Source organism: Microbacterium sp. 05T445, assembly GCF_056395865.1.
Genome location: NZ_JBFTKJ010000002.1, coordinates 1,477,150 through 1,501,755, shown reverse-complemented (window position 1 = coordinate 1,501,755; position 24,606 = coordinate 1,477,150). Strand labels below are relative to the sequence as shown.

The following is a 24,606-nucleotide window of genomic DNA, read 5'->3' as shown; positions in this document are numbered from 1 at the left end:
CGGGATATTCCCGGCGCTCGCGGTGCCCTGTGACACCATGGGCGAACACGCAGGATCGGAGGGGCGTTCGCATGGAACAGCTCAAGGTCATCGGAACCGAGGACGACAAGCTCATCCTGGCGACCGAGTCCGGCGAGAGATTCGCGCTGGACGTCGACGACGTGCTGCGGATCGAGCTGCGCAAGGCGCGGCGCGACCGCGAGGGCGACACGCACACCTCCCGTCCCAGTCCCCGCGAGATCCAGTCCCACATCCGCTCGGGTCTGTCCGCACGGGAGGTCGCCGAACTGCTGGGTGCCCGCGTCGAGGACATCGTTCGCTTCGAGGGACCGGTGCTCGCCGAGCGCGAGCACATCGTCGGCCAGGCGCTGGCGGTGCCGGTGCTGCTCGGAGGCGACTTCGAGAGCGACGGCCAGAGCACGTTCGGCTCGGCGGTGCGGACCAAGCTGGCCGAGGCCGGTGCCATGGGCGAACGCTGGACCAGCTGGAAGGAGCCGACGGGCTGGATCGTCAAGCTCGAGTTCACCTCGAACGACATCGGCCACGACGCCCGGTGGGGTTTCGATCCGCGCCGCAGCACGCTGGCGCCCTTGAACGCCGACGCGATCCAGCTCTCACGCCAGGGTTCCCTTCCCGAGGGCCTCATCCCCCGTCTCAGGGCGCTCGACAGCGTGCCGTCCAAGGACGACTCCCGCTTCGACAGCGGCGCGTTCGGACCGCGCCGCCTTCCCGATGCCGATCTCGAGCAGCCCGACCTTCCGTCGCCGGCGGCGCCCGCGGTGCAGGAGGCAGCCATCAAGCGCGCCAGTGAGCCGCCGGTGGCGACCTCGGCCGAGACGGCCGACCTGCTCGAGGCGCTGCGTCGGCGGCGCGGTCAGCGCGAGCCGCTGCCGGGCGCGGAAGAGGTCGCCGCCCCGTCGCGCTCGTCGGCGCCGGTCGCGCTGTTCGACGCGCTGGAGCCCGGCTACGACGAGACGCCCGCGGACGAGGAGCTCCCGGCTCCCGAGTACCAGGCGCCGTCGCCCGCTGCCGTGGCCGAAGCGGGGCGCCGCAAGGGACGCACCTCGATGCCGTCCTGGGACGAGATCGTCTTCGGCGCCCGCTCGGACGACTGATCCGGCTCAGGCGAACGCGCCGAGCCGGATGAGCGGCACGACGCGCTCCTCATCGGTGAGCGAGCCGTGCTGGCCGATCATCTTCTGCGGCGCCTTGTCGCTGAGCCGGTCGTCGTAGTACGCGATGCCCGCTCGCGCGGCCACGATGACGTCGCCGATCCGGTCCGCGACGTCCGCGGCCACGGGGCCCATCAGGCCGGAGGAGATCAGCTCGTCCCGCGAGAGCACCCAGGAACGGGATGCCTCGGCCTCGCGCCACCGCGCGAGCACGTCGCCCGCCTGGCCGGGTTCGGCGTAGAGGTGCAGCATCCGCGGCTCTCCCCCGATGAGCCGCACGCCGTCCAGCAGCGGCTCCCCGTCCTCCAGCAGGATGTGGCGGTGTCGCGCTACGTCGATCATGCCGTGGTCGGATGTCACGAGCACGCCGGTGCCGCGGTCCAGCGCTGACGCGAGTCGGCGGGCGGCGGCATCCACCCGCTCCAGCGCGGCGACCCACTCGTCCGACTCCCAGCCTCGCTTGTGGCCGATGCCGTCCAGATCCGGGGCGTAGAGGTAGACGAGGGAACCCGGATGCCGCGCCGCGAGGTCGGCGGCGACCTCGACGCGCTCGTCCAAGTCGTCGGCACCGTGGAACTCCGCGTCGCCCAGGGTGGCGGCGGTGAAGCCGGTGCCGGCGTACTCGTTGCGGGAGACGGCGAAGAACGGGCGTCCGAGCGAGGCCGACAGCGGCGTCGCGCGCTGGAACGACAGCGGCAGCCCGTCGGTGTCCCAGCCTCGGAGCTGATTGATGACGTCGTCGGTGCCCGGCACGCGTGCGCGGTACCCGACGATGCCGTGTTCGCCGGGCAGCGCGCCGGTCAGCAGGCTCGTCAGGGCGGCCGCCGTCGTCGACGGGAACACGGTGCGCGCGGCATCCTTCTTGGTCCGCGCCTCGCTCAGGAAGCGGGCGTGCCCGGCGCGGGCGGCGAGGTTGTACACGCCCAGCCCGTCGAGCACCCACACGACGGCGCTGCGCGCCGGGGCGAACCACTCCGATCCGCCGTCCAGTGCCGCCGACATCTCGGACACGACACGGGTGAGGCTCCGGGCACGCACCGGGTCCGCGGGTAGGCTGAGGGTCATCGGGGCCAGTCTCGCACACAGCGGCCGCGCCCCCGCCGCTCCCGCCGTCACCCGAGGCTTTCACGTCACATGCCTGCATCCCGCACCGACTCCTCACCCGCCGACCACGGACGCATCGAGGACGTCGACGTCTCATCCGAGATGCAGACGTCGTTCCTCGAGTACGCGTATTCGGTGATCTACTCGCGCGCGCTCCCGGATGCGCGCGACGGCCTGAAGCCGGTGCAGCGCCGCATCCTGTTCCAGATGGCCGACATGGGCCTGCGGCCCGACCGCGGGCACGTGAAGAGCGCCCGCGTCGTGGGCGAGGTGATGGGAAAGCTCCACCCGCACGGCGACGCCCCGATCTACGACGCCCTCGTACGCCTCGCACAGCCGTTCTCGCTGCGGGTGCCGCTGGTGGACGGTCACGGCAACTTCGGCTCCCTCGACGACGGCCCCGCCGCCCCCCGCTACACCGAGGCGCGCCTCGCGCCTCCCGCGCTCGCGCTCACGGAGAACCTCGACGAGGACGTCGTCGACTTCATCCCGAACTACGACGGACAGTTCCAGCAGCCCGAGGTGCTGCCGGCGGCCTTCCCCAACCTGCTCGTCAACGGCACGACCGGCATCGCGGTGGGCATGGCGACGAACATGGCGCCGCACAACCTCATCGAGGTCGTCGGCGCCGCCACGCATCTGCTCGACAACCCTGAGGCGACCGTCGAAGAGCTCATGGAGTTCGTGCCCGGTCCGGACCTCCCCGGCGGCGGCATCATCGTCGGCCTCGACGGGATCAAGGACGCGTACACCAACGGGCGCGGCAGCTTCCGCACCCGCGCCAAGGTCTCCATCGAATCGCTCGGCCCGCGCCGAACCGGCCTGATCGTCACCGAGCTGCCGTACCTGGTCGGCCCCGAGCGCGTGATCGAGAAGATCAAGGACGCCGTCAACGCGAAGAAGCTGCAGGGCATCTCGGACGTCAACGACCTCACCGACCGGCACCACGGTCTGCGCCTGGTCATCGGGATCAAGACGGGCTTCGACCCGCAGGCAGTGCTCGACCACCTCTACCGGCTCACGCCGCTCGAGGATTCGTTCAGCATCAACAACGTCGCCTTGGTCGAGGGCCAGCCGCAGACCCTCGGGCTGCGTGAGCTGCTCCGCGTGTACCTCGACCACCGCATCAGCGTGGTCACGCGTCGCAGCCGTTACCGCCTCGAGCGGCGCAAAGAGCGACTGCACCTCGTCGAGGGCCTCCTCATCGCCATCCTCGACATCGACGAGGTCATCCAGGTCATCCGCACCTCCGATGACGGCGAGCAGGCGCGCGGGCGCCTCATGGACGTGTTCGACCTGTCGCAGGTCCAGGCCGAGTACATCCTCGAGCTGCGCCTGCGCCGCCTCACCAAGTTCTCGCGCATCGAGCTGGAGACCGAGCGCGACAACCTCAAGATCGAGATCGCCCAGCTCGAGGAGCTGCTCGGCAGCGACGTGCTGCTGCGCGCGCAGGTCGCCAAGGAACTGGATGCCGCCGCCGAGACGTTCGGCACGCCCCGGCGCACCGTCCTCCTCAACGGCGGCCCGGTGCAGCCGCGCTCCCGCGCCGCCGCGGTGGCCGCCGACCTGCAGATCGCCGACGCGCCATGCCGCGTCTTCCTGTCCGCGACAGGACGCATGGTCCGGGCCGAACTCTCCCCCGACGCTCCCGGCGGCGGCATCGTGGCGCCCGCCCGCCGGTCCAAGCACGACGCCATCCGGTCGGTCGTCGACGGGTCGACCCGTGGCGACCTCGGGGCCGTGACGAACCTCGGGCGCCTCGTCCGGTTCACTCCGGTCGACCTGCCCTCGGTGCCCGGCAACTCGGTGCAGCTGGCCGCGGGCACGCGCGCCGATCAGTACCTCGGCCTGAGCGGCGGCGAGCACGTCGTCGCGATCGTGCCCCTCGCCGAGACTCCCCCGATCGCGATCGGCACCGCCCACGGCGTGGTCAAGCGCGTCGCGGCGAATGAGATCGGCACGAAGCACGACATCGAGGTCATCGCCCTGAAGGACGGCGACCGCGTCGTGGGCGCGGCGCCGGCCTCGGACGGCGCCGAGCTCGTGTTCGTGGCGAGCGACGCCCAGCTGCTGCGCTTCGACGCGTCGTCGGTGCGCCCGCAGGGACGCTCGGCGGGCGGCATGGCCGGCATCCGCCTCACCGACGGCGCTCAGGTGATCGCGTTCGACGTGGTCGGCCCGTCGGAGTTCGACGCTGTCGTGGTGACGATCGCGGGATCCACGAGCGCGCTGGCCGGAACCGACGCCGGCAGCGCCAAGGTGTCGCTGTTCAGCGAGTTCCCCGCCAAGGGCCGCGCCACCGGCGGCGTGCGCGCCCAGCGGTTCCTGAAGGGCGAGGACGCGCTCACGATCGCATGGGTCGGAACCGACCCCCGCGCGATCGGGTCCGACGGGGCGACGCGCACGCTGCCCGAGTCCGGCGCCAAGCGCGATGCCTCGGGCACCCCGATCGACGGCGTCATCGGCGCGGTGGGCACCGGCATCCGCTGAGTCCGTTCGTTCCACGCGAGAGGGCCGTCGTCCACGGACGACGGCCCTCTCGCGTGCGGTGAAGGCTCAGGCGTCGATGCGGTCGCGCAGCAGGCGGTCGCTGGAGTCGATGATGAACTCCTTTCGCGGCGCCACGTCGTTGCCCATGAGCAGTTCGAAGACGGATGCCGCGGCCTCGGCATCCTGCATCCGCACGCGGCGCAGGGTGCGACCGGCGCGGTCCATCGTCGTCGTCGCGAGCTGGTCGGCATCCATCTCGCCGAGACCCTTGTAGCGCTGCACGGGCTCCTGCCAGCGCTTGCCGGCCTTGGTGAGCTTCGTGAGCAGCGTGTGCAGCTCGTTCTCGGAGTACGTGTAGATCGTCTCGTTCGGCTTGGAGCCGGGGTTCATGACCAGCACGCGGTGCAACGGCGGCACGGCCGCGTACACCCGGCCCTCGTCGATGAGGGGTCGCATGTAGCGGAAGAACAGCGTCAGCAGCAGCGTGCGGATGTGGGCGCCGTCGACGTCGGCGTCGCTCATCAGGATGATCTTGCCGTAGCGCGCGGCATCGAGGTCGAACGAGCGGCCGGAGCCGGCGCCGATCACCTGGATGATCGCGGCGCACTCGGCGTTGGACAGCATGTCGCTGATCGACGCCTTCTGCACGTTGAGGATCTTGCCGCGGATCGGCAGCAGCGCCTGGAACTCGCTGTTGCGCGCAAGCTTCGCGGTGCCGAGGGCCGAATCGCCCTCGACGATGAACAGCTCGGATTCGGCGACGTCGTTCGAGCGGCAGTCGGCCAGCTTCGCGGGCAGAGACGAGGACTCCAGCGCGTTCTTGCGGCGCTGCGTCTCTTTGTGCGTGCGCGCCGAGATGCGCGCCTTCATCTCGGAGACGACCTTGTCCAGCAGCAGCGACGTCTGCGCCTTGTCGTCGCGCTTGGTCGACGTGAAGCGGGCGGTGAGCTCGCGCGTGAGGACGTTCGACACGATCTGGCGGACCGCCGGGGTGCCGAGCACCTCCTTCGTCTGGCCCTCGAACTGCGGCTCGGGCAGACGCACGGTGAGCACGGCGGTGAGGCCGGCCAGGATGTCGTCCTTCTCGAGCTTGTCGGTGCCGACCTTGAGCCGCCGCGCGTTCTGCGTGACCTGATCGCGCAGAACCTTCATGAGGCCCTGCTCGAACCCTTGCTGATGTGTGCCGCCCTTGGGGGTCGCGATGATGTTGACGAACGAACGGGAGGACGTCTCGTAGCCGGTGCCCCATCGCACCGCGATGTCGACCTGGCATTCGCGCTCGACCTCGGTCGGCACCATCGCGCCCGACGCCTGGAGCACGGGGACCGTCTCGGTGAACGTGCCGGCACCGGTGAGCCGCCAGGTGTCGGTGATGGCCGCGTCGGGGGCGAGGAAGTCCGCGAACTCGGAGATGCCGCCGTCGAAGCGGTAGCTGGTCTCCACCGGCTCGCCGGTCTCGGAACCCGGCCGCTCGTCGCGGATGACGATCTCGAGGCCGGGGACGAGGAACGCGGTCTGCCGGGCGCGCTGCTCGAGCTCCTGCAGGTTGAACGCCGCGTCCTTGGTGAAGATCTGCCGGTCCGCCCAGTAGCGGATGCGGGTGCCGGTGACGCCCTTGGCGGCGCGACCGGCGACGCGCAGCTCGCTGCGGTCCTCGAACGGGGTGAACGCGGAGTCGGGGCTGCCGTTGGAGAACACACCGGGCTCGCCGCGGTGGAACGACATCGCCCACGTCTTGCCGCCGCGGTCGACCTCGACGTCGAGCCGCTCCGAGAGCGCGTTGACGACCGACGCGCCGACGCCGTGGAGACCGCCGGATGCCGCGTACGAGCCGCCGCCGAACTTGCCGCCGGCGTGGAGCTTGGTGAAGACGACCTCGACACCGGACAGACCCGTGCGGGGCTCGATGTCGACGGGGATGCCTCGGGCGCGGTCCCGCACCTCGACGCTGCCGTCGGCGTGGAGCACGATGTCGATGCGCGAGCCGTGGCCCGCCAGCGCCTCGTCGACGGAGTTGTCGATGATCTCCCAGAGGCAGTGCATGAGGCCGCGCGAGTCGGTCGAGCCGATGTACATGCCGGGGCGCTTGCGGACCGCCTCGAGCCCTTCGAGCACCTGGAGATGATGGGCGGAGTACTCGGCGGTCACAATCTCCCATCGTAATCGGGGCACCCGGTGCCCCGGCGCAGACACGCTCCGCGCCGACGCCGGGTACGCGCTGAGCGAAATGTGACCCGTTCGCGGCATTCTCGAAACATCGGCGTGGTTGTATTTCATGACCGCTACGGAGTTCTACGCATACGAGGAGGCACCGAGATGACCACGCTTTCGACACCCACCGAGAATGCCGCCGTCCTCGAGTACCGCCTCACGGCGACGGATCGCTGCGACTCGTGCGGTGCTCAGGCCTACATCGCGGCCGAGGTCAATGGCAGCGAGCTGCTGTTCTGCGCCCACCACGGACGCAAGTACGAAGAGAAGCTGCGCGCGATCGCGACGTCGTGGCACGACGAGACGGCCCGGCTCTCCGAGTCCGCCTGAGGCCGCGCCCCAAGGGCGCCACCCCGCCGTTCAGCGCGAGGAGTGCTCGCGGCGCACCAGGGGTGAGACGCGCAGCGCGATCTCCTCGCCGATCGTGCCGATGAGTTCCGCGAGGTCGGTCGCACTGCCTTCGCCCTGCATGCCCGGTCCGTAGACGGTCACGACGTCTCCCGCCGACGCGCCCGGCCACGCCGCGACGAGCGAATCGGCATCCCGTACCGCCAGCAGCGCACGCGCGCCCGCCGGCGTGCCCACCGTGGCGCGTTCCCCCAGCGACGACGGCAGGCCGTCGAGCGCTCCGAGGCCGATGCGGACGACGTCGCCGTCGACGGCGAGGACCTCCGCATCGAGCCGTCCGATCGGGACCAGCCCGAGCTCGTCGGCAGACGGACCGCCCGCGGAACGGATGCCGTAGCAGAACGCGCCGACGCGGACCATGTCGTAGCGGAACTCGGGCCGCGCGAAGGACGCGGCGCTGGCGGCGAGGTGACGCGTGGGCGAGTGAAGACCGGCCGCCGCGGCCTCCTCGAGCGCCCACTCGTAGACGGCGCGGGCGTCGTCGTCCTCGGCATCCGACGCCTCCGCGATGTGGCTCCAGACGCCGACCACGTCGATCAGGCCCTCCCGCTGGAGTACCGCAGCGCGCGTCACGAAGGCGTGCCAGCGCTCTGGCCGCACGCCGTTGCGGTGCAGGCCGGTGTCGATCTTCAGGTGCACCCGTACCGTCGCCGAGGCATCGCGCGCGGCGTCCGCGAGATCTTCCAAGAGGTCGGCGTCGCCGATGCCGAGGTCGATGCGTGCGGCGATGGCGTCGTCGAGGTCGGCCCGCGAGGCGGCGATCCAGGCGAAGATCCGTGCGTCCTCCCCCACCGCGGCGCGCACGGCGCTGCCGGTGCGCACGTCGAACGCGCCGAACCACTCGACACCGGCGGCGGCCGCCGCCCGCACGACGGGCTCGAGGCCGTGTGCGTACGCGTCGTCCTTGACCACCAGCATGAGCGCGGCGGGGGCGACCGTCGCGCGGACCGTCGCGATGTTGCGCGCCAGGGCGTCGAGATCGACGTGCAGGCGCGCGGTCACGGGGCGACCTCGCGGATCGCGCGCAGGCCGACTGTCGCGATCAGCTCACCGTCGCGCAGCCGCGTCGCCCTCGACCAGTCCGCGAGCGACGGCTCCCGCTGCGCAGGGTCGCCGAGGAACAGCACCTCGTCGCCGCGGCTCACCGCGGCATCCCAGATCTCCACCACGCACACGTCCATCGCGACCCGCCCGACGATCGGATGCCGCTCCCCCGCGATCACGACGTCGACGGCGCCGCCGAGCTGCCGGACCACGCCCTGCGCGTACCCGCCGGTCACCAGGGCGATGCGGGTGTCGGCGGGGGCGCGGAACGCGTAGCCGTACGAGACGCCCTCGCCGGCCCGGAGGTCCTTGATCGAGAGGACGGTGCCCGTCAGCCGCAGCACCGGCGTGGCCGTGCCGTCGGCATCCGGCAGGCCGTACAGCGCGGCAGGCGAGAGCCTGGGCGTCCGAGCACCGGCGTCACGGGAGAATCCCTGGGCTTCCAGCACCTCGAGGACGAGGCCTGCACCGTGGCCCCAGGCATCCGCTTCGAGGATCGACGGCGAGAAGGAACGGATGCCGCTCTCCCACGCGCGGCGTGCGTTCGCGGCCAGCGCGCCCCGGGAGATGTGCGCGACGGGGGCGCTGCGAGGTTCCGATCCCGGCGCGGACGGGGCGTGCCCAGGGATCGAGGAAGTCACGCCTCTAGACTATCGGGGTCCCCCGAACCGAACCCGGAGCACGCATGTCTTCTCAGGGCCTCGCCCTCTCGAACCGCCTTCGCTACCTCGCCTGGCGCATCCGCCGCATCGACCTCGGGTCCGTGCTGGAGCGCGCGAAGGAGACCGCGCGTGCGCACGGCAAGTGGACGCCCGCAGTGCTGGTCGACATGCTGTGGTCAGCCGGGTTCAAGCAGGTCGGCTTCCAGGACTACGTCGACTACGACTTCGCGATCCTGAACCGCGCCGAGCGGGCGACGTACATGACGCACCCGGTGTCCAATGAGCTGTCGCAGAAGTACGACCACCCCGACTACCGCGGCCAGTTCCAGGACAAGGTCGAGTTCGATCGCGTCTTCAGCGAGTTCCTCCGTCGCGAGTGGATGGTCGTCGAGGAGGGCAACGCCGACGAGGTGCGCGCGTTCACCGAACGGCAGGGCACGATCGTCACCAAGGAGCCCGTCGGTCAGGCCGGCACCGGCGTGCATCGCTACCACGCCGCCGACGTCACCGACTGGGACGACTTCCACCGCGGGCTGCTCGCGCGCGGCGAGATCCTCATCGAGGAGGTCATCCGCCAGCACGACGACCTCGCGGCGGTATGCCCGGGCACGGTGAACACCACGCGGGTGACCGCGTTCTTCGACGGGGAGAAGACCCACATCCTCGCGATGGCCCAGAAGTTCGGCCGCGGCGCCGTGAGCGACCAGATGACCTTCGGCGGCTTCTACACGATGCTCGACGAGAACGGTCATGCCGTCGGTCCCGGCTACGACTCGCACAGCCACGTGCACGAGAAGCACCCCGACAGCGGCTTCGTGATCGCCGACTTCCAGCTGCCGATGGTGGAGCAGGTCAAGGAGTTCGTCGACCAGGTCGCGCGCGTCGTCCCGCAGATCCAGTACGTCGGCTGGGACATCGTGGTGACCCCCGACGGTCCGGTGCTCGTCGAGGGCAACTGGGGCGCCGGCGTGTACGAGAACAAGCCCAGCGTCACCGGCATCCGCACCGGCCACAAGCCGCGCTACCGCGAGGCCATCGGGTTCTGACCTCCGCGGAACGTGAAGGGCGCGGCATCCGGATGGATGCCGCGCCCTTTCGCGTGCGCGGTCAGACCGAGCGGACGACTCCGAGCGGCGTGGACTGATGCCCCTGCCCGAGCGGGTTGTCCTTGAGGATCGCGACCAGCTGCTTCTCGCCGGCCTTGTCGAGCGTCGAGCCGAGGATGTTGCCGCCGAGGTCGTTGATGTCGACCACCGCGACGTCCGGGACGCCGCCCAGCAGCGCCTTGAGGTGCATCGCGACCTCGCGCGAGCGCTCCGGTCCGAGCACGACCGCCTTGTTGTACGGCGGGATCGTGCCGGAGGTGGGGCCGTCGATCGCACGCGCCTTGTCGCCGGCGATGCGATAGAAGTCGCCCTTGCGGCCGAACAGCTTCGTGACCGCCGAGACCGCCGCGGCGAACAGGATGCGGATCGTGCCGCACTCGCGCAGCGCCATCTCCATCGTCTCGGGCATGCCCAGGCCGATGCCGTACGGCGTGCGGGTGACGTACTTCGAGAGGAAGAACGCGAGCTTGCGGGGCTTGATGTCTTCCACCAGGTACGAGCGTCCCTGCGTGATCGCGACGATCTTCTCGGTCACGAACAGCAGGTCGCCCTCGCGCACCACGTCAGCCGCGTACTCGCGGACGAACTCGTCGAGGTCGTCGCCGGGCATCACGACCCGCGTACGGATCGGGATGCGCGCGAACGACGAGCCTTCGACCTGGACGGTGAGCGCCTTGCCGGCGTTCGCCTCGCTCACTCGAGGTAGTCCCGGAGGGACTGCGAGCGGGACGGGTGCCGCAGCTTCGCCATCGTCTTCGACTCGATCTGGCGGATGCGCTCGCGGGTGACCCCGAACGTGTCGCCGATCTGGTCGAGCGTCTTCGGCTGGCCGTCGCCGAGGCCGAAGCGCATGCGGATGACGCCGGCCTCGCGCTCCGAGAGCGAATCGAGGAGCGACTCCAGCTGACGCTGCAGCATCGTGAAGCCCACCGCGTCGGCGGGGACCACGGCCTCGGTGTCCTCGATGAGGTCACCGAACTCGCTGTCGCCGTCCTCACCGAGGGGCGTGTGCAGCGAGATCGGCTCACGGCCGTACTTCTGCACCTCGATGACCTTCTCGGGGGTCATGTCGAGCTCGCGGCTGAGCTCCTCGGGCGTGGGTTCGCGACCGAGATCCTGCAGCATCTGACGCTGGACGCGCGCGAGCTTGTTGATGACCTCGACCATGTGCACCGGGATGCGGATGGTGCGCGCCTGGTCGGCCATGGCGCGGGTGATCACCTGACGGATCCACCACGTCGCGTACGTCGAGAACTTGAAGCCCTTGGTGTAGTCGAACTTCTCGACCGCGCGGATGAGACCGAGGTTGCCCTCCTGGATCAGATCCAGGAACTGCATGCCGCGGCCGGTGTAGCGCTTGGCGAGCGAGACCACGAGACGCAGGTTGGCGCCGAGCAGGTGGCTCTTCGCGCGCTGGCCGTCGCGAGCGACCCACTGCAGGTCGAGTCCGAGCTGCGAGGTCTTCTCGGCCGCCGACATGTGCGACAGCTTCTCTTCGGCGAACAGGCCCGCCTCGATGCGCATCGCGAGCTCGACCTCTTCGGCCGCGTTCAGGAGCGGCACCTTGCCGATCTGCTTGAGGTAGTCCTTGACCGGGTCGGCGGTGGCGCCGGTGATCTGGGTCGAGTAGACGGGGACGTCGTCCTCGTCGCTGGACGAGATGACGATCGCGCCGGTCGGGAGCGGCTCGGTGAACGCCGGCTTGGTGCTCTCCTCCTCGTCCTCGTCGTCGTCGGCCGCGGCGGCCTCGTCGGTCGCGGGCTTGTCGCCCTTCTTCGCGGTCGCCGAGCCCTCGCTCGTTTCGTCGGCGTCCTCGTCGAGGTCGTCGCCGTCGAGTTCGACGTCGTCGTCGAGCTCCTCGACGTCGTCCTCGAAGTCGGCGTCCGACTTCTTCGCGCGCTTGGAAGCCGTCTTGGGCGCGGCCTTCGCGCGCGTGCCCTTGGCCGCGGGAGCCTTCTTCGCGGGAGCCTTGGTCTCGTCCGTCTCGGTGTCCTTCGCGGCCGAGCGAGCCTTCGTGTTCGTGCCTGGAGTCACGTTTCGCCTTTCACCGGTCGACGCGCTGAACGCGTTCCGGTCGGTTTCGGACACTAGTAAGACCCTTGTCAAGTCCACGTCTTCGGCGGAGGCCGCCGAAAACGGTTGACAACGGGTCAGAGCGTCTAGTATCTCATACTTGCCGTGCGCCGCCAGCATCGCCCCGCGGAGATCGACGCACCTCCATCAATGAAGTCAACGCGCAGGTCCCGCGGCGAATTCCACCGCCCCCAGTGGGCCGGGTCAGGAGCCGCGTCTGTCGTCCTCGCCGGGACGACTGGCGAGGAACCGCTCGAGCTCGGCGGCCAGCTCGTCGGCACTGGGCAGATCGCCGGTGTGGATCATCGGCGTGGCGAGCGTGGAGCCGGCCATATAGGCGTCGTAGCGCTCCTCGAGCCCCTGCACCATGGTGGCCAGCTCGTCGCTCGCGTCGATCTGCTCGGTCACCTTCTCGAGGTACTCGTGGTTCTCGTCGCGCAGCACGTCGCCGGCGAAGACGAGTCCCGTCGCGACCGTCAGACTGTCCAGCGCCGCGAGGGCCGCGGCGGGGTACTCGGTGTCGGCGAGGTAGTGCGGGATCAGCAGCACGAAGCCGGCGACCCGCACTCCAGCGGCGGCGAGGCGGTACTCCAGGAGATGCCCGGCCGTCGCCGGCACCTGCGTGTGCGGCTGCCACACCGAGTGGGCCTCGGTCAGCTCCGAGCGCGTCCCGCTGACGGTGGTGCCGATCGGCCGCGTGTGCGGCACCGGCATCGGGATGGCGTGCACCCAGGTGACGGTCGACACGCCGTACGCGTCGACGAAGTCGAGGACCGCCGCGGAGAACGCGTCCCACGCGAAGTCCGGCTCATAGCCGGCCAGCAGGAGGAACGGCTGCCCGAGCGCGTCGTGAGCGAACGAGAGTTCCAACCGTTGCGGCCGGTAGTCGGTCAGGTGGTCCTTCTCGAAAGACACGATCGGGCGACGCGCGCGGTAGTCCAGCAGCACGTCGTTGGAGAAAGCCACCATCAACGACGGCGAGAGGTCGTCGCGGAAGTAGTCGATCATCCGGCTCACCGCACTGCCGGCATCCGTGAACCCGGTCAGGGCGATCACCAGGGGCAGGCCGCGCGGAACGGGCGGCGCCGAGGCCGCACGCTCGAACAGCGGACCGGGAAAGGACATGTCCCCATGGTACGAGCCGTGCGCACACCTCGGGTCGCGTCGGTGTCGCTCAGAGCGAACAGTCGTCGTCCCTAGGATGGAGACCATGTCGTTCCCCGACCTCGAGTACCGCAACGCACCCGTCCGAGAGTCCGATGCCGATGCGATCGTGCTGGCACTGCCGCCGCTCGAGGCCGACGCCCCCACCGATCTGCCGGATTGGCCGGGCCTTCGCGAGGCCCTGACGGCGGTCGGATTCACGGGCGCGACCGGATCCTTCGTCCGTGTGCCCGCACCCGCGGCCACGTCCCTTCCGCTGGCCGTCGTGGGAACGGGCGCGGAACCGGATGCCGCGGCCCTGCGCGATGCGGCGGGCACCGCCATCCGCTCCCTGACCGGCTTCGCGACCGTCGCCCTCGCAGCCCCGTCGGCCGATCCGGCGCTCTGGCCGGCGCTGGCTGAGGGCGCGGCGCTGGGCGGCTACCGATTCGCGGGGTACAAGACCGAGGCACCCAAGCCGCGCGCCGAGCGCGTCGTCGTCCACGGCGACGCCGAGACCGACGACACCGAGCTCACGCGCGTCGTCGAGACCGCGGCATCCGTCGCCCTCGTGAAGGACCTCGTCCACACGCCCGCCGAGTGGCTCGGCCCCGCCGACGTCGCACAGCGTGCCGTCGACGCGGTCGCCGACCTGCCTGTGACGGTTGAGATCCTCGACGAGGAGGCGCTGCGCGAGCAGGGCTTCGGCGGGATCCTCGGCGTCGGACAGGGCTCCGACCGCCCGCCACGCCTGGTCCGCCTCGAGTACTCGCCGGAGGGCGCCACGCGCCATGTCGCGCTCGTCGGCAAGGGCATCACCTTCGACACCGGCGGCCTGTCGCTCAAGCCCGCGGCGTCGATGGTCGGCATGAAGTACGACATGGCGGGCGCAGCGACCGTGCTCGCCGTGCTGCGGGCGGTGGCATCCGTGCAGGGCCACGTCAAGGTGTCCGCGTGGCTCTGCCTCGCCGACAACATGCCGTCCGGCCGCGCCACCCGCCCGGGCGACGTGCTGCGGATGCTCGACGGGACGACGGTCGAGGTGCTCAACACCGACGCCGAGGGCCGCCTCGTGCTCGCCGACGGGCTCGTCGCCGCCAGCCGCGAGAAGCCCGACGTGATCGTCGACGTCGCCACGCTCACCGGTGCCATCCTGGTCGCGCTCGGCACACGCCACACCGGCGTCATGGGCGACGACGAGGCGGTCGCCCGCTACCTCGCCGCCGCCGCCGAGGCAGGCGAGCCGGCGTGGCAGCTGCCCCTCCCCGCGCACATGGTCGAGGAGCTCGACTCCCCCATCGCCGACCTGCAGAACGCCAAGATCGGCGACTCTGCCGGAGGCTCGCTCTTCGCAGGACTGTTCCTGCGCCATTTCGTCGGCCGCACGGGCGACGAGGCAGATGCGCCCCGCATCCCGTGGGTGCATCTCGACATCGCCGGCAGCGGCACCCACAAGGGCGCGCCGTACGGCTACACCGACAAGGGACCGACTGCCGCGACCGTGCGCAGCCTGATCCGCTTCGTCCTGGCAGACCTCGATGAGGAGGCACGATGACCGACCACACCTTCGATCTCGTCGTTCTGGGCGGTGGAAGCGGCGGCTATGCGGCCGCTCTGCGCGCGGCCGAACTCGGCAAGACCGTCGCCCTCGTCGAGAAGGACAAGGTGGGCGGCACGTGCCTGCACCGCGGGTGCATCCCGACCAAGGCGCTGCTGCACGCCGCTGAGGTCGCCGACACGGCGCGGGATGCCGCGTCCATGGGCATCCGCGCCACCTTCGACGGCATCGACCCCGCGGGGGTACGCGCTTACCGCGAGGGCATCGTCGCGAAGAAGTACAAGGGCCTCGAAGGCCTCGTGAAGGCGCGCGGCATCACCGTCGTCACCGGCGAGGGGCGCCTCGAGCCGGGACCCGCCGTGCGCGTCGGCGACGACCTCTACCGCGGCACCGACGTCGTCCTCGCGACCGGCTCGTACAGCCGCAGCCTCCCGGGCCTGGAGATCGGCGGCCGCATCCTGACCAGCGAGCAGGCGCTGGAGCTCGACGAGATCCCGGGCAGCGTGGTGATCCTCGGCGGCGGCGTGATCGGCGTCGAGTTCGCGAGCGTCTGGCACTCGTTCGGCGCCGACGTCACGATCGTCGAGGCGCTGGACCACCTCGTGCCCAACGAGGACGTCGCGCTCAGCAAGGCTCTCGAGCGGGCGTACCGCCGGCGCGGCATCCGTTCTTCGCTGGGAGTGCGCTTCCAGTCGGCGACGCAGACCTCCGATGCCGTCACCGTGACGCTCGAGAACGGCACCGTGTTCACCGCCGACTACCTGCTCGTCGCGGTCGGACGCGGTCCGGCATCGGCCGGTCTCGGCTACGAAGAGGCCGGCGTCACGATCGACCGCGGGTTCGTGCTCACCGACGAGCGCCTGCGCACCAGCGCGGCGCACGTGTGGGCGGTCGGCGACATCGTGCCGGGGCTGCAGCTGGCCCACCGAGGCTTCCAGCAGGGCATCTTCGTCGCCGAAGAGATCGCGGGCCTGAATCCCGTCGTGATCCCCGACACGCAGATCCCCAAGGTCACCTACAGCCACCCGGAGGTCGCGTCGGTCGGCCTCACCGAGGCGCAGGCGGCCGAGGCGCACGGCGCCGACGGCATCGTCGCGTACGAGTACAACCTCGCCGGCAACGGCAAGAGTGAGATCCTCGGAACCGGCGGGCTCGTCAAGGTGGTCCGCGCGAAGGAGGGCCCGGTCCTCGGGGTGCACCTCGTTGGCGACCGCGTCGGCGAGCTCATCACCGAAGGTCAGCTCGCCGTGGGCTGGGAGGCCCACCCCGAAGACATCGCTCCGTTCATCCACGCGCACCCGACGCAGTCGGAGGCCCTCGGCGAGGCGTTCCTCGCGCTCGCGGGCAAGCCCCTGCACGCGCTCTGACCCTCCCGGGTCGCGCCCTTCACTAAGCTAGATCCGACTATTTCTTCAGAAGGAGACATCCTCATGAGCACATCCGTGGTCCTCCCCGCTCTCGGTGAGAGCGTGACAGAGGGAACGGTCACCCGCTGGCTCAAGAACGTCGGCGACACGGTCCAGGCGGACGAGGGCCTGCTCGAGATCTCCACGGACAAGGTGGACACCGAGATCCCGTCGCCGGTGAGCGGCGTCATCGAGGAGATCCTCGTCCAGGAGGACGAGACGGTCGAGGTCGGCGCCGTGCTGGCGAAGATCGGTGACGGTTCCGGTACTCCGGCGGCGGCGCCCGCGCCCGCGGCCGAGGAGGCCGCACCGGCCGCTGCGCCCGCCGAGTCTCCCGCGGAGCCCGCTCCGGCCGCTCCTGCTGAGGCCGCGCCCGCTGCCGCCGCCCCCGCCGAGGCCGCGCCCGTCGCGTCCGGTGCGGGCAAGGACGTCGTCCTCCCCGAGCTCGGCGAGAGCGTCACCGAGGGCACCGTCACCCGCTGGCTGAAGCAGGTCGGTGACGACGTCGCCGTCGACGAGCCGCTGCTCGAGATCTCGACCGACAAGGTCGACACCGAGATCCCGTCGCCGTTCGCCGGCGTGCTCCAGGAGATCCTGGTCGCCGAGGACGAGACCGTCGCCGTGGGTTCGCCGCTCGCGCGCATCGGCGAGGCCGGGGCCGCTGCGCCCGCTCCCGCTCCCGCTGCCGCCCCGGCTCCCGCCGCTGCCGCCCCGGCTCCCGCGGCTGCTGCCCCGGCGCCTGCTGCTGCCCCGGCTCCTGCTGCCGCCCCCGCGCCCGCTGCCGCCACGGCTCCCGCCGCTGCGCCGGCTTCGGCCGCGCCGGCTGCTGAGGTCGCTGCCGACGACGACTCCGTCACCTACGTGACCCCGCTCGTGCGCCGACTCGCACAGCAGCAGGGTGTCGACCTCAACGCGGTCAAGGGCACCGGCGTCGGCGGTCGCATCCGCAAGGAGGACGTCCTGCGTGCCGCCGAAGCCGCCGCGGCTCCTGCTGCCGGGGCCGCTCCCGCCGCCGCACCGGCGCCCGTCGAGGTCTCGCCGCTGCGGGGGACGACGCAGCCGATGTCGCGCCTGCGCAAGGTGCTCGCCCAGCGTGCGGTCGAGTCGATGCAGTCGACGGCGCAGCTCACGACGGTCGTCGAGGTCGACGTGACGAAGCTCGCCAACTTCCGCGACAAGGTGAAGAACGACTTCCTCGCGAAGACGGGCGACAAGCTGTCGTTCCTGCCGTTCTTCGCCCTCGCCGCCGCCGAGGCGCTGCAGGCGTACCCCATCGTCAACTCGACGGTGGACGGAGACCAGATCGTCTATCCGGCCAGCGAGAACCTGTCGATCGCCGTCGACACGGAGCGGGGCCTGCTGACTCCGGTGCTGCGTGACGCCGCGTCGAAGGACCTGGCGCAGATCGCCCACGAGATCGCAGACCTCGCGGCCCGTACGCGCGACAACAAGCTGAAGCCCGACGAGCTCGCCGGCGGAACGTTCACGCTGACCAACACGGGTTCGCGTGGCGCTCTGTTCGACACCCCCGTCGTCTTCCTGCCGCAGACGGCGATCCTCGGCACCGGTGTCGTCGTGAAGCGCCCGGGTGTGGTGACGGTCGACGGCAAGGACGCGATCTCGGTCCGTTCATACGTCTACCTCGCTCTGTCGTACGACCACCGCGTCATCGACGGTGCGGACGCGGCCCGGTTCCTCGGAGCCGTCAAGTCGCGGCTCGAGGCTGCCGCATTCGAGGGCCAGCTCGGCATCTGATCGCAGAGCGCCCCGCGCTCTCATGGCTGCTGCGCGACGTCGTGAACGTCGCGCAGCAGCCATTTCTCGTCTCTGCGCAGGATCACCACGAGCTGTGACGCGGATGCCGCATCCGCGGCGTCGATGCGGAGCACCGCGAGGTCGCCGAAGTCGTCCAGGAGCGTGACCGTCCGCATGGCTGCGGGAAGGTCGATGGCTCCGCCCAGCGGTGGTGTCGCCGGGTCGGCGATGACCGTGGCGAGACAGCCTTCGTCCCCGTCGCACGCGAGGCGCGCGTCGAGCAGGGTGCTGGTCACCGCTGCGAGATCCCCCGGTGCGTCCGCGGAGCCGGATGACTCCCCCGCCGCGGACGCGACCGACGTGGGCACGGGAGCCGCGGACTCCGGCGGCGTGGAGGAGCGGGCTGTCGCGGTGGGTTCCGCGCCCGACCGAGGCGACGTGGCGGCCCCGGCACCCGCGTCTCCGCCCGTCGCCGGCCAGAGGAATCCGCCCGCCAGGACGGCGACGCCGATGACTGCGGCGACGAGCCAGGGCGCGCGTCTTCTGGACTTCTTCGGTGGACGGTCACGGGCGCGCAGCCGCCGCCAGACGGCGGTCGTCGCCCGCGACACGGTGTCGGCGAGACCGTCGTCGACGCCCGACAGCAGCCCCTGCCAGATCGATCTCGGAGCGGCGTCCTCCTCGACCGGTTCGGCGTGGCGCGGCTCCCGGTCCTGCGCAAGGTCTGCCGCGCTGCGCGGCCGCAGACTGACGGTGCTGAGCGGCTCGGGCGCCGCGACGGCGAACAGCGCGTCCTCGGCGGCCAGCAGGTCCCGCGAGGAGACGCGCTCGGCGGAGACGGCCCGCAGCGCGAGTTCCCACGGTCCGCGCAACGGTGGATCGACGGCGACCGCCCCCAGCAGGACGGCAGCGGCCTCGAGCGCGCCGGTGGGGGCGGCATCCGTCGCCAGCACCGGTCTGCCCACCTCATCGAGCCACCATTCGCCGGTGACCGCGGGTGTCACCCCGAGCTGTGCGCACCCGCGCAGCACGCTCACCCCCAACGTGACCGCCTCCCCGACGGTGAGCGGCATCCGCCCCGCCCTGCGGTGTACGAAGTCTTCCAGTCGTTCGGTGCACATGGGCAGCACCACGTCATGGCCGTCGGGTCGCCGCACGACGTCGAGCGGGGCGAGCACGTGGCCGTCCGGCGCCGCGCCCCAGCCCGCCCAACCGGGGCCGAGGACTCCGGTGTCGACCAGGAGGCGGGTGCCGTCGGCACTGCGTGCGAGCACGCCCGGCCACGGGGCGTCCTCACGGGCGCGCACCGCCCGGATCGTGCGGTAGGCGCCGCCCCAGGGTTCGGCTTCGCTCGTCACGCGCCCAGTCTGTGCTCGTGCCGGCGAGACGAGCCGCCGCGGTCCGCGGGCCGGGGATCGGCAACGACCCGTGTCGACTGTGGAGGAGCCGAGGTGAGCCCCTCAGAAAAGGTAGGCTGGAAGCTATGGCCGCGCGCAGTTCCGCCCCCGACAAGGGCCCTGGATTCTTCTCCCAGATCCGCACCCTGTACACCTTCACGCAGAAGGAGTACCGCTGGCTGCCGTTCCTGCTGATCGGCACCCTGCTCCTCGGCGCCGCCGTCGGTGTCGGCATCGGTTTCGCCATCCCGCCCGTCGCGGTGTGGAGCATCATCCTGTGGGGCATCACGGGCCTCATGCTCGGCGTGCTCGCCTCGATGATGACGATGACCCGCCTGTCGACGCGCGCGATGTACAAGAAGATCGATGGGATGCCGGGAGCCACCGGCCACGTCATGTCGACCTCTCTCGGTCGCAAGTGGCAGGCCAGCGAGATGCCGGTGGGCATCAACCCCAAGACGCAGGAGGCGGTCTACCGCGCGATCGGCCGCGGTGGCGTCGTGATCGTCGGCGAGGGCGCACGTGGGCGCCTCACGCGCCTGGTGAACGACGAGCGCTCCAAGGTGCAGCGCGTGGCGTCGGGCGTTCCCGTCACCGTTCTCTACGTCGGCCATGGCGAGGGCGACGTGCCGATCTCCAAGCTCTCCTCGACCATCAAGGCGCTCCCGAAGAAGGTCGACCGCGCCACGATGGCCGCGGTGATCAAGCGCGTCGACTCGGTCTCCCAGTCGCTGACGTCGCTGCCGATCCCGAAGGGCATCGACCCGACGAAGGCGCGCGCACAGCGTCCTCGCTGAGCTGAGCTGATCCGTCGCCACCGCATCGCGGTGGCGACGGTCGTTTCAGGAGCGGATCAGCACCGTGCCGGCCGCCTTGTCGTGCAGTCCTCGCTGGTCGGCATCCCAGATGACGGCGGGGATCGCGAGGATCAGCAGCGCCGTGCGGATGATCGGCCGCCACAGCCCGACCCACGCGCCGTCCAGGCGAACCAGGCGCAGCCCGAACAGCCGGTGCCCGGGGCTCCCCTGGAGCGTCGGCAGGAACACCAGCTGGATCGCGGCGAACAGCGCGAGGATCGCGAGCGGATCCCACTCGAAGAAGCCCGAGATGAGGTAGGCGGCGCCGTAGTCGACGAACAGCGCGCCCACTCGGCGGCCGAGACGGCCGATCGATCCGGTACCTTCACGGGGCAGCCCGAGTCGCTCTCCGGGGTAGTCCTGCGTGCTCTGCGTCACTTCTCAAGCGTACCCAGGCCGTCGTAACATCCCGGAAACACAGGTGATACTGCCGGGCAATCCCCTGCCGGTAGCTTGCCATCATGCCCGCCGCGCGGGCGGATCCGAATGCCCTACCTCTGGAGTCTTCATGTTCAAAGATTCATCCGAGGTGCTGAAGTTCATCAAGGACGAGGACGTCAAGTTCCTCGACATCCGTTTCACGGATCTTCCTGGCGTGCAGCAGCACTTCAACATCCCGGCCTCCACCGTCGATGAGGAGTTCTTCACGGTCGGCCAGCTGTTCGACGGCTCCTCGATCCGAGGCTTCGCGAACATCCACGAATCGGACATGCAGCTGATCCCGGACGTGTCGACGGCATACCTCGACCCGTTCCGCGAGGCCAAGACCCTCATCATGGTCTTCGACATCTACAACCCGCGCAACGGCGAGATCTACTCGAAGGACCCGCGCCAGGTCGCCAAGAAGGCCGAGAAGTACCTCGCGTCCACCGGCATCGCCGACACCGCGTTCTTCGCCCCCGAGGCGGAGTTCTACATCTTCGACGACGTCCGCTACGAGGTGAAGCAGAACTCCAGCTTCTACTCGGTCGACTCCGAAGAGGGCGCCTGGAACAGCGGCCGCGCCGAAGAGGGCGGCAACCTCGCCAACAAGACCCCCTTCAAGGGCGGCTACTTCCCGGTCTCGCCCGTCGACAAGACGGCCGACCTGCGCGACGACATCAGCCTCCGCCTCATCGAGTCGGGCCTGCACCTCGAGCGTGCGCACCACGAGGTGGGCACCGGCGGTCAGCAGGAGATCAACTACCGCTTCGACACGATGGTGCACGCGGCCGACGACATCCTGAAGTTCAAGTACATCGTCAAGAACGTGGCGAACGAGTGGGGCAAGGTCGCGACCTTCATGCCGAAGCCGCTCTTCGGCGACAACGGCTCGGGCATGCACACGCACCAGTCGCTGTGGCTCGAGGGCAAGCCGCTGTTCTACGACGAGAAGGGCTACGCACAGCTCTCCGACCTGGCTCGCTGGTACATCGGCGGCATCCTGGCGCACGCGCCGGCGCTGCTGGCGTTCACCAACCCGACGCTCAACTCGTACAAGCGTCTCGTGAAGGGCTACGAGGCGCCGGTCAACCTGGTGTACTCGGCCGGCAACCGCTCGGCGGCCATCCGCATCCCGATCACCGGCTCCAACCCCAAGGCCAAGCGCATCGAGTTCCGCGCGCCGGACGCCTCGGGCAACCCGTACCTCGCCTTCGCCGCGCAGCTGATGGCGGGCCTGGACGGCATCCAGAACCGCATCGAGCCGCACGAGCCGGTCGACAAGGACCTGTACGAGCTTCCTCCCGAGGAGGCGAAGAACATCCCGCAGGTGCCGAACTCGCTGCTCGACTCGCTCGAGGCGCTGCGCGCCGACCACGAGTTCCTGCTCAAGGGCGGCGTGTTCACGCCCGAGCTGATCGAGACGTGGATCGAGTACAAGATCGAGAACGAGATCCAGCCGCTCAACGCGCGCCCGCACCCGTTCGAGTACGAGCTGTACTTCGGCGTCTGACGTCCGTTCCAGCATCTGAGCCCCCGGGCTCCCGAGAGAGATCAAGGGAGCCCGGGGGCCTTCGCTGTCCACGCACGGCGGCCGGCAGGCCGACCAGCCGAGTCTCCGGGCGCGCGTGCCTATGCTGAACAGGCACATCCGCGCCATCCCCGACCGGAAGCGAGAACCGATGCCTGCTCGCAGCGTCGTGACGCCACGCCGACGTCGCACGGCTCGGTCGAAGGTGTCCGCGGGCCGGCGCACGGCGGCACGGCGGCGAAGTCGCCGGCGTCGGGGGCGCACCGTTGCGGCCGTCCTCACCGCGATCGCTGTGCCGGTGGTTCTCCTCGCCGTCGTCGTGCTGGGTGGCAGCGCGCTGGCCGGTGCGTTCTTCGAGGCGTTGTCGGAGGACGGGGAAGCCATCGTGCCGGCCCCGGCCGCCGAGCCGGCGGTCGCGGGCTACGGTCTCGCGCAGCTCGACAACGCCTGCACGATCCTCGCCGCAGGTCGGGACCTCGGATTCGGCGAGCGCGACCAGACGATCGCCGTCATGACCGCGATGGGCGAGTCGTCCCTGCGCAACATCGACTACGGCGACTGGGAGACGAGCGGAGCCACCAATCCCGACGGTTCGCGCACGACATCGATCGGCCTGTTCCAGCAGCAGGATTCCTGGGGTCCCCGCGAAGCGCGCCTGGACCCGTACTCCGCATCGACGATGTTCTATCGGGCGATGGCGGACCGCGCGCCCGACCGCGCCGCGATGGAGCCGACGCTCGTCGCGCATCGCATACAGATCAACGCCGATCCTCTGCATTACGCGCGGTACTGGGACCGCGCGCTCCGCGTGGTCGCCGCGGTCACCGGCAGCGCCGCGGAAGGCGACCGCATCGACGGCATCCCGTACTGCCCCTGACCGGATCGGGCGTCGGGTGACGGATGCCGCAACCTGACGCAGCCGTGCCAAGGCGCGGCATCCGTCATCGGCCGCCTTTCGCAGTCGCCCCGCGCTCGTCGCCGTGCGTCTCCCCCTCCGACGGCGGCTGAGACGCGTCGACCGCTCGCTGAGGATGAAATGCTGGCGCGGGCGGCGGTCGGGCCTCTAGGGTGGCGGTCAGCGCGTCCAGGACAGCACACGGCGCGACTTTGATCATCCGCAGCCGCCCCGGCGGCACAAGAGATGGGAAGTCGAAATGTCAGAGAGCAAGCCGACCATCGTCCTCGTCCACGGCGCGTGGGCCGATGCATCCAGCTGGAACGCGATCACCGGTCCGCTGCAGGCGGAGGGGTTCACGGTCCTGGCGCCACCGAACGAGCTGCGTGGGTTGACGAGCGACTCCGCCTACATCGCCTCGTTCCTCGCACAGCGCACCACCGGCCCTGTCGTGCTCGTCGGCCACTCCTACGGGGGCGCCGTGATCACGAACGCCGGCGCGCACGGCGGTGACGTGCGTGCGCTCGTGTACGTGGACGCCTTCATCCCCGACGAGGGCGAGACGGTCGTGGGGATCCTCGAAGGCTCGGGCTCTGCGCTCGCGGTCGCCGATCCGACCACCGTGCTCGATGTCGCCGGCTACCCGGGTGCCCCCGAGGGTGCGGCCGAGGCGTTCCTGAAGCCGGCGACGGTGCACGACGCGTTCGCGCAGGACCTCCCCGAAGCCGACCGGTGGAGCATCGTGGCGACGCAGCGTCCGGCATCCTTCGTGGCGAACGTGACACCCTCCGCCGCCCCCGCGTGGAAGACGATCCCGAGCTGGGCCGTCCTCGGCACGGAAGACCGCGTGATTCCGATCGAGACGCAGCGCCGCATGGCCGACCGTGCGGGTGCGACGGTCACCGAAGTGGATGCCTCGCACGTCTCCATGGTCTCCCGGCCGGAGGCGACTCTCCAAGCGATCCGTGCGGCGGCTGCCTCCATCGGCTGACGGCTCGACGTGTGCCGTCAGCGGCGTTCTCACAGGGGTGCCGAACGGACAGACCGACCGTCGCGCGGGGCGATCCGCGCCAGTTGGGCGTCCATGGTTCGCCACCCGCCGAGTTCGAACGAGAGCACCATGCAGGTCGGTGAGACGAGCACGACCAGCAGACACACCCATACGGGCACTCCTGCGGCGGCGAGCGGGATCGCGATGATCGCCGGTGCTGTCGCACCCCCTTGTGCGGCGGCGTCGCGCGGGAGCGCAGACACCAGCCACGCCTGCAGGAGGAGCCGAACCACCATGAAGACGACCACCGGAACCGCGATCGCCGCGACGACGGTCGTCGCCGAGACGTCGTACTGCGGATCGTATGCGTCGGTAGCGAGGAT

At 70.4% G+C, this 24,606-nt stretch carries 21 protein-coding genes; 11 read left to right on the top strand and 10 right to left on the bottom strand.

The annotated features are described in order from the left end of the window. The first annotated feature begins 71 nt into the window (after nucleotides 1-71). Nucleotides 72-1,115 carry a septation protein SepH gene (sepH, locus tag AC1DDU_RS16610; RefSeq protein WP_477436010.1) on the top strand — a complete coding sequence of 348 codons (1,044 nt, stop codon included), beginning with the start codon at nucleotides 72-74 and terminating at the stop codon, nucleotides 1,113-1,115. A 6-nt stretch (nucleotides 1,116-1,121) separates the two neighbouring features. Here sepH and AC1DDU_RS16605 read toward each other — a convergent pair whose 3' ends face one another. Beyond that, a complete protein-coding gene (locus tag AC1DDU_RS16605) occupies nucleotides 1,122-2,237 on the bottom strand; it encodes an alkaline phosphatase family protein (protein WP_477436008.1) in 1,116 nt (371 codons plus the stop codon). A 69-nt stretch (nucleotides 2,238-2,306) separates the two neighbouring features. On the opposite strand from AC1DDU_RS16605, the gene AC1DDU_RS16600 reads away from it, so the two are divergent. After that, nucleotides 2,307-4,766, top strand: coding sequence for a DNA gyrase/topoisomerase IV subunit A (locus AC1DDU_RS16600; RefSeq protein WP_477436006.1), 2,460 nt, complete (start codon nucleotides 2,307-2,309; stop codon nucleotides 4,764-4,766). 66 nt (nucleotides 4,767-4,832) lie between these two features. Here AC1DDU_RS16600 and AC1DDU_RS16595 read toward each other — a convergent pair whose 3' ends face one another. Continuing rightward, entirely contained in the window at nucleotides 4,833-6,914 is a 2,082-nt protein-coding gene (locus tag AC1DDU_RS16595; RefSeq protein ID WP_477436004.1) for a DNA gyrase/topoisomerase IV subunit B, read from the bottom strand. Nucleotides 6,915-7,082: 168 nt separating this feature from the next. Between AC1DDU_RS16595 and AC1DDU_RS16590 the strand changes: the two genes are divergently transcribed. Next, nucleotides 7,083-7,307, top strand: coding sequence for a DUF7455 domain-containing protein (locus AC1DDU_RS16590; protein ID WP_477436002.1), 225 nt, complete (start codon nucleotides 7,083-7,085; stop codon nucleotides 7,305-7,307). Between the two features lie 30 nt (nucleotides 7,308-7,337). Here AC1DDU_RS16590 and AC1DDU_RS16585 read toward each other — a convergent pair whose 3' ends face one another. Both AC1DDU_RS16585 and AC1DDU_RS16580 read right to left on the bottom strand, forming a co-directional pair. After that, on the bottom strand, nucleotides 7,338-8,387 hold the full coding sequence (locus AC1DDU_RS16585; protein ID WP_477436000.1) for an alanine racemase: 1,050 nt from the start codon (nucleotides 8,385-8,387) through the stop codon (nucleotides 7,338-7,340). Beyond that, on the bottom strand, nucleotides 8,384-9,070 hold the full coding sequence (locus AC1DDU_RS16580; RefSeq protein WP_477435998.1) for an alanine racemase C-terminal domain-containing protein: 687 nt from the start codon (nucleotides 9,068-9,070) through the stop codon (nucleotides 8,384-8,386). The genes AC1DDU_RS16585 and AC1DDU_RS16580 overlap by 4 nt, the downstream gene beginning before the upstream one ends. A 44-nt stretch (nucleotides 9,071-9,114) precedes the next feature. On the opposite strand from AC1DDU_RS16580, the gene AC1DDU_RS16575 reads away from it, so the two are divergent. Continuing rightward, on the top strand, nucleotides 9,115-10,137 hold the full coding sequence (locus tag AC1DDU_RS16575) for a sugar-transfer associated ATP-grasp domain-containing protein (RefSeq protein WP_477435996.1): 1,023 nt from the start codon (nucleotides 9,115-9,117) through the stop codon (nucleotides 10,135-10,137). A gap of 61 nt (nucleotides 10,138-10,198) precedes the next feature. Here AC1DDU_RS16575 and AC1DDU_RS16570 read toward each other — a convergent pair whose 3' ends face one another. From AC1DDU_RS16570 to AC1DDU_RS16560, 3 genes are all read right to left on the bottom strand, one after another. Next, a complete protein-coding gene (locus AC1DDU_RS16570) occupies nucleotides 10,199-10,894 on the bottom strand; it encodes a coenzyme F420-0:L-glutamate ligase (protein ID WP_477435994.1) in 696 nt (231 codons plus the stop codon). After that, nucleotides 10,891-12,231 (bottom strand): RNA polymerase sigma factor, encoded by a 1,341-nt coding sequence (locus AC1DDU_RS16565; protein WP_477435992.1) that lies wholly within the window; start codon nucleotides 12,229-12,231, stop codon nucleotides 10,891-10,893. Before AC1DDU_RS16565 ends, AC1DDU_RS16570 begins: the two co-directional genes overlap by 4 nt. A gap of 243 nt (nucleotides 12,232-12,474) precedes the next feature. Beyond that, nucleotides 12,475-13,395 (bottom strand): proteasome assembly chaperone family protein, encoded by a 921-nt coding sequence (locus tag AC1DDU_RS16560; protein ID WP_477435990.1) that lies wholly within the window; start codon nucleotides 13,393-13,395, stop codon nucleotides 12,475-12,477. 85 nt (nucleotides 13,396-13,480) lie between these two features. Between AC1DDU_RS16560 and AC1DDU_RS16555 the strand changes: the two genes are divergently transcribed. The 3 genes from AC1DDU_RS16555 to sucB all read left to right on the top strand — a co-directional run bounded on the left by AC1DDU_RS16555 (nucleotide 13,481) and on the right by sucB (nucleotide 18,132). Then, a complete protein-coding gene (locus AC1DDU_RS16555) occupies nucleotides 13,481-14,968 on the top strand; it encodes a leucyl aminopeptidase (RefSeq protein WP_477435988.1) in 1,488 nt (495 codons plus the stop codon). After that, complete coding sequence (lpdA, locus tag AC1DDU_RS16550; RefSeq protein ID WP_477435986.1) at nucleotides 14,965-16,338, top strand: dihydrolipoyl dehydrogenase; 1,374 nt, start codon at nucleotides 14,965-14,967, stop codon at nucleotides 16,336-16,338. Before AC1DDU_RS16555 ends, lpdA begins: the two co-directional genes overlap by 4 nt. A 63-nt stretch (nucleotides 16,339-16,401) precedes the next feature. Beyond that, nucleotides 16,402-18,132, top strand: coding sequence for a 2-oxoglutarate dehydrogenase, E2 component, dihydrolipoamide succinyltransferase (gene sucB / locus AC1DDU_RS16545; protein WP_477435984.1), 1,731 nt, complete (start codon nucleotides 16,402-16,404; stop codon nucleotides 18,130-18,132). 20 nt (nucleotides 18,133-18,152) lie between these two features. On the opposite strand, the gene AC1DDU_RS16540 is transcribed toward sucB, so the two are convergent. Beyond that, nucleotides 18,153-19,490: a hypothetical protein gene (locus AC1DDU_RS16540; RefSeq protein WP_477435982.1), complete on the bottom strand. Its 1,338-nt coding sequence runs from the start codon at nucleotides 19,488-19,490 to the stop codon at nucleotides 18,153-18,155. Nucleotides 19,491-19,615: 125 nt separating this feature from the next. On the opposite strand from AC1DDU_RS16540, the gene AC1DDU_RS16535 reads away from it, so the two are divergent. Further along, a complete protein-coding gene (locus tag AC1DDU_RS16535) occupies nucleotides 19,616-20,326 on the top strand; it encodes a DUF4191 domain-containing protein (protein ID WP_477435980.1) in 711 nt (236 codons plus the stop codon). A gap of 45 nt (nucleotides 20,327-20,371) precedes the next feature. Here the strand turns inward: AC1DDU_RS16535 and AC1DDU_RS16530 are convergent, their stop codons facing one another. Then, nucleotides 20,372-20,764, bottom strand: coding sequence for an RDD family protein (locus AC1DDU_RS16530; protein WP_477435978.1), 393 nt, complete (start codon nucleotides 20,762-20,764; stop codon nucleotides 20,372-20,374). 130 nt (nucleotides 20,765-20,894) lie between these two features. Between AC1DDU_RS16530 and glnA the strand changes: the two genes are divergently transcribed. The 3 genes from glnA (at nucleotide 20,895) to AC1DDU_RS16515 (ending at nucleotide 24,223) form a co-directional block, all read left to right on the top strand. Beyond that, the gene (glnA, locus tag AC1DDU_RS16525) at nucleotides 20,895-22,319 is read left to right on the top strand and encodes a type I glutamate--ammonia ligase (RefSeq protein ID WP_477435976.1); all 1,425 of its coding nucleotides are present in this window, start codon (nucleotides 20,895-20,897) and stop codon (nucleotides 22,317-22,319) included. 316 nt (nucleotides 22,320-22,635) lie between these two features. Continuing rightward, complete coding sequence (locus tag AC1DDU_RS16520) at nucleotides 22,636-23,214, top strand: peptidase M23 (RefSeq protein ID WP_477435974.1); 579 nt, start codon at nucleotides 22,636-22,638, stop codon at nucleotides 23,212-23,214. 277 nt (nucleotides 23,215-23,491) lie between these two features. Next, on the top strand, nucleotides 23,492-24,223 hold the full coding sequence (locus AC1DDU_RS16515; protein WP_477435972.1) for an alpha/beta fold hydrolase: 732 nt from the start codon (nucleotides 23,492-23,494) through the stop codon (nucleotides 24,221-24,223). 29 nt (nucleotides 24,224-24,252) lie between these two features. Here AC1DDU_RS16515 and AC1DDU_RS16510 read toward each other — a convergent pair whose 3' ends face one another. Continuing rightward, nucleotides 24,253-24,519, bottom strand: a complete 267-nt coding sequence (locus AC1DDU_RS16510; RefSeq protein WP_477435971.1) for a hypothetical protein — start codon at nucleotides 24,517-24,519, stop codon at nucleotides 24,253-24,255. Nucleotides 24,520-24,606: the final 87 nt, after the last annotated feature.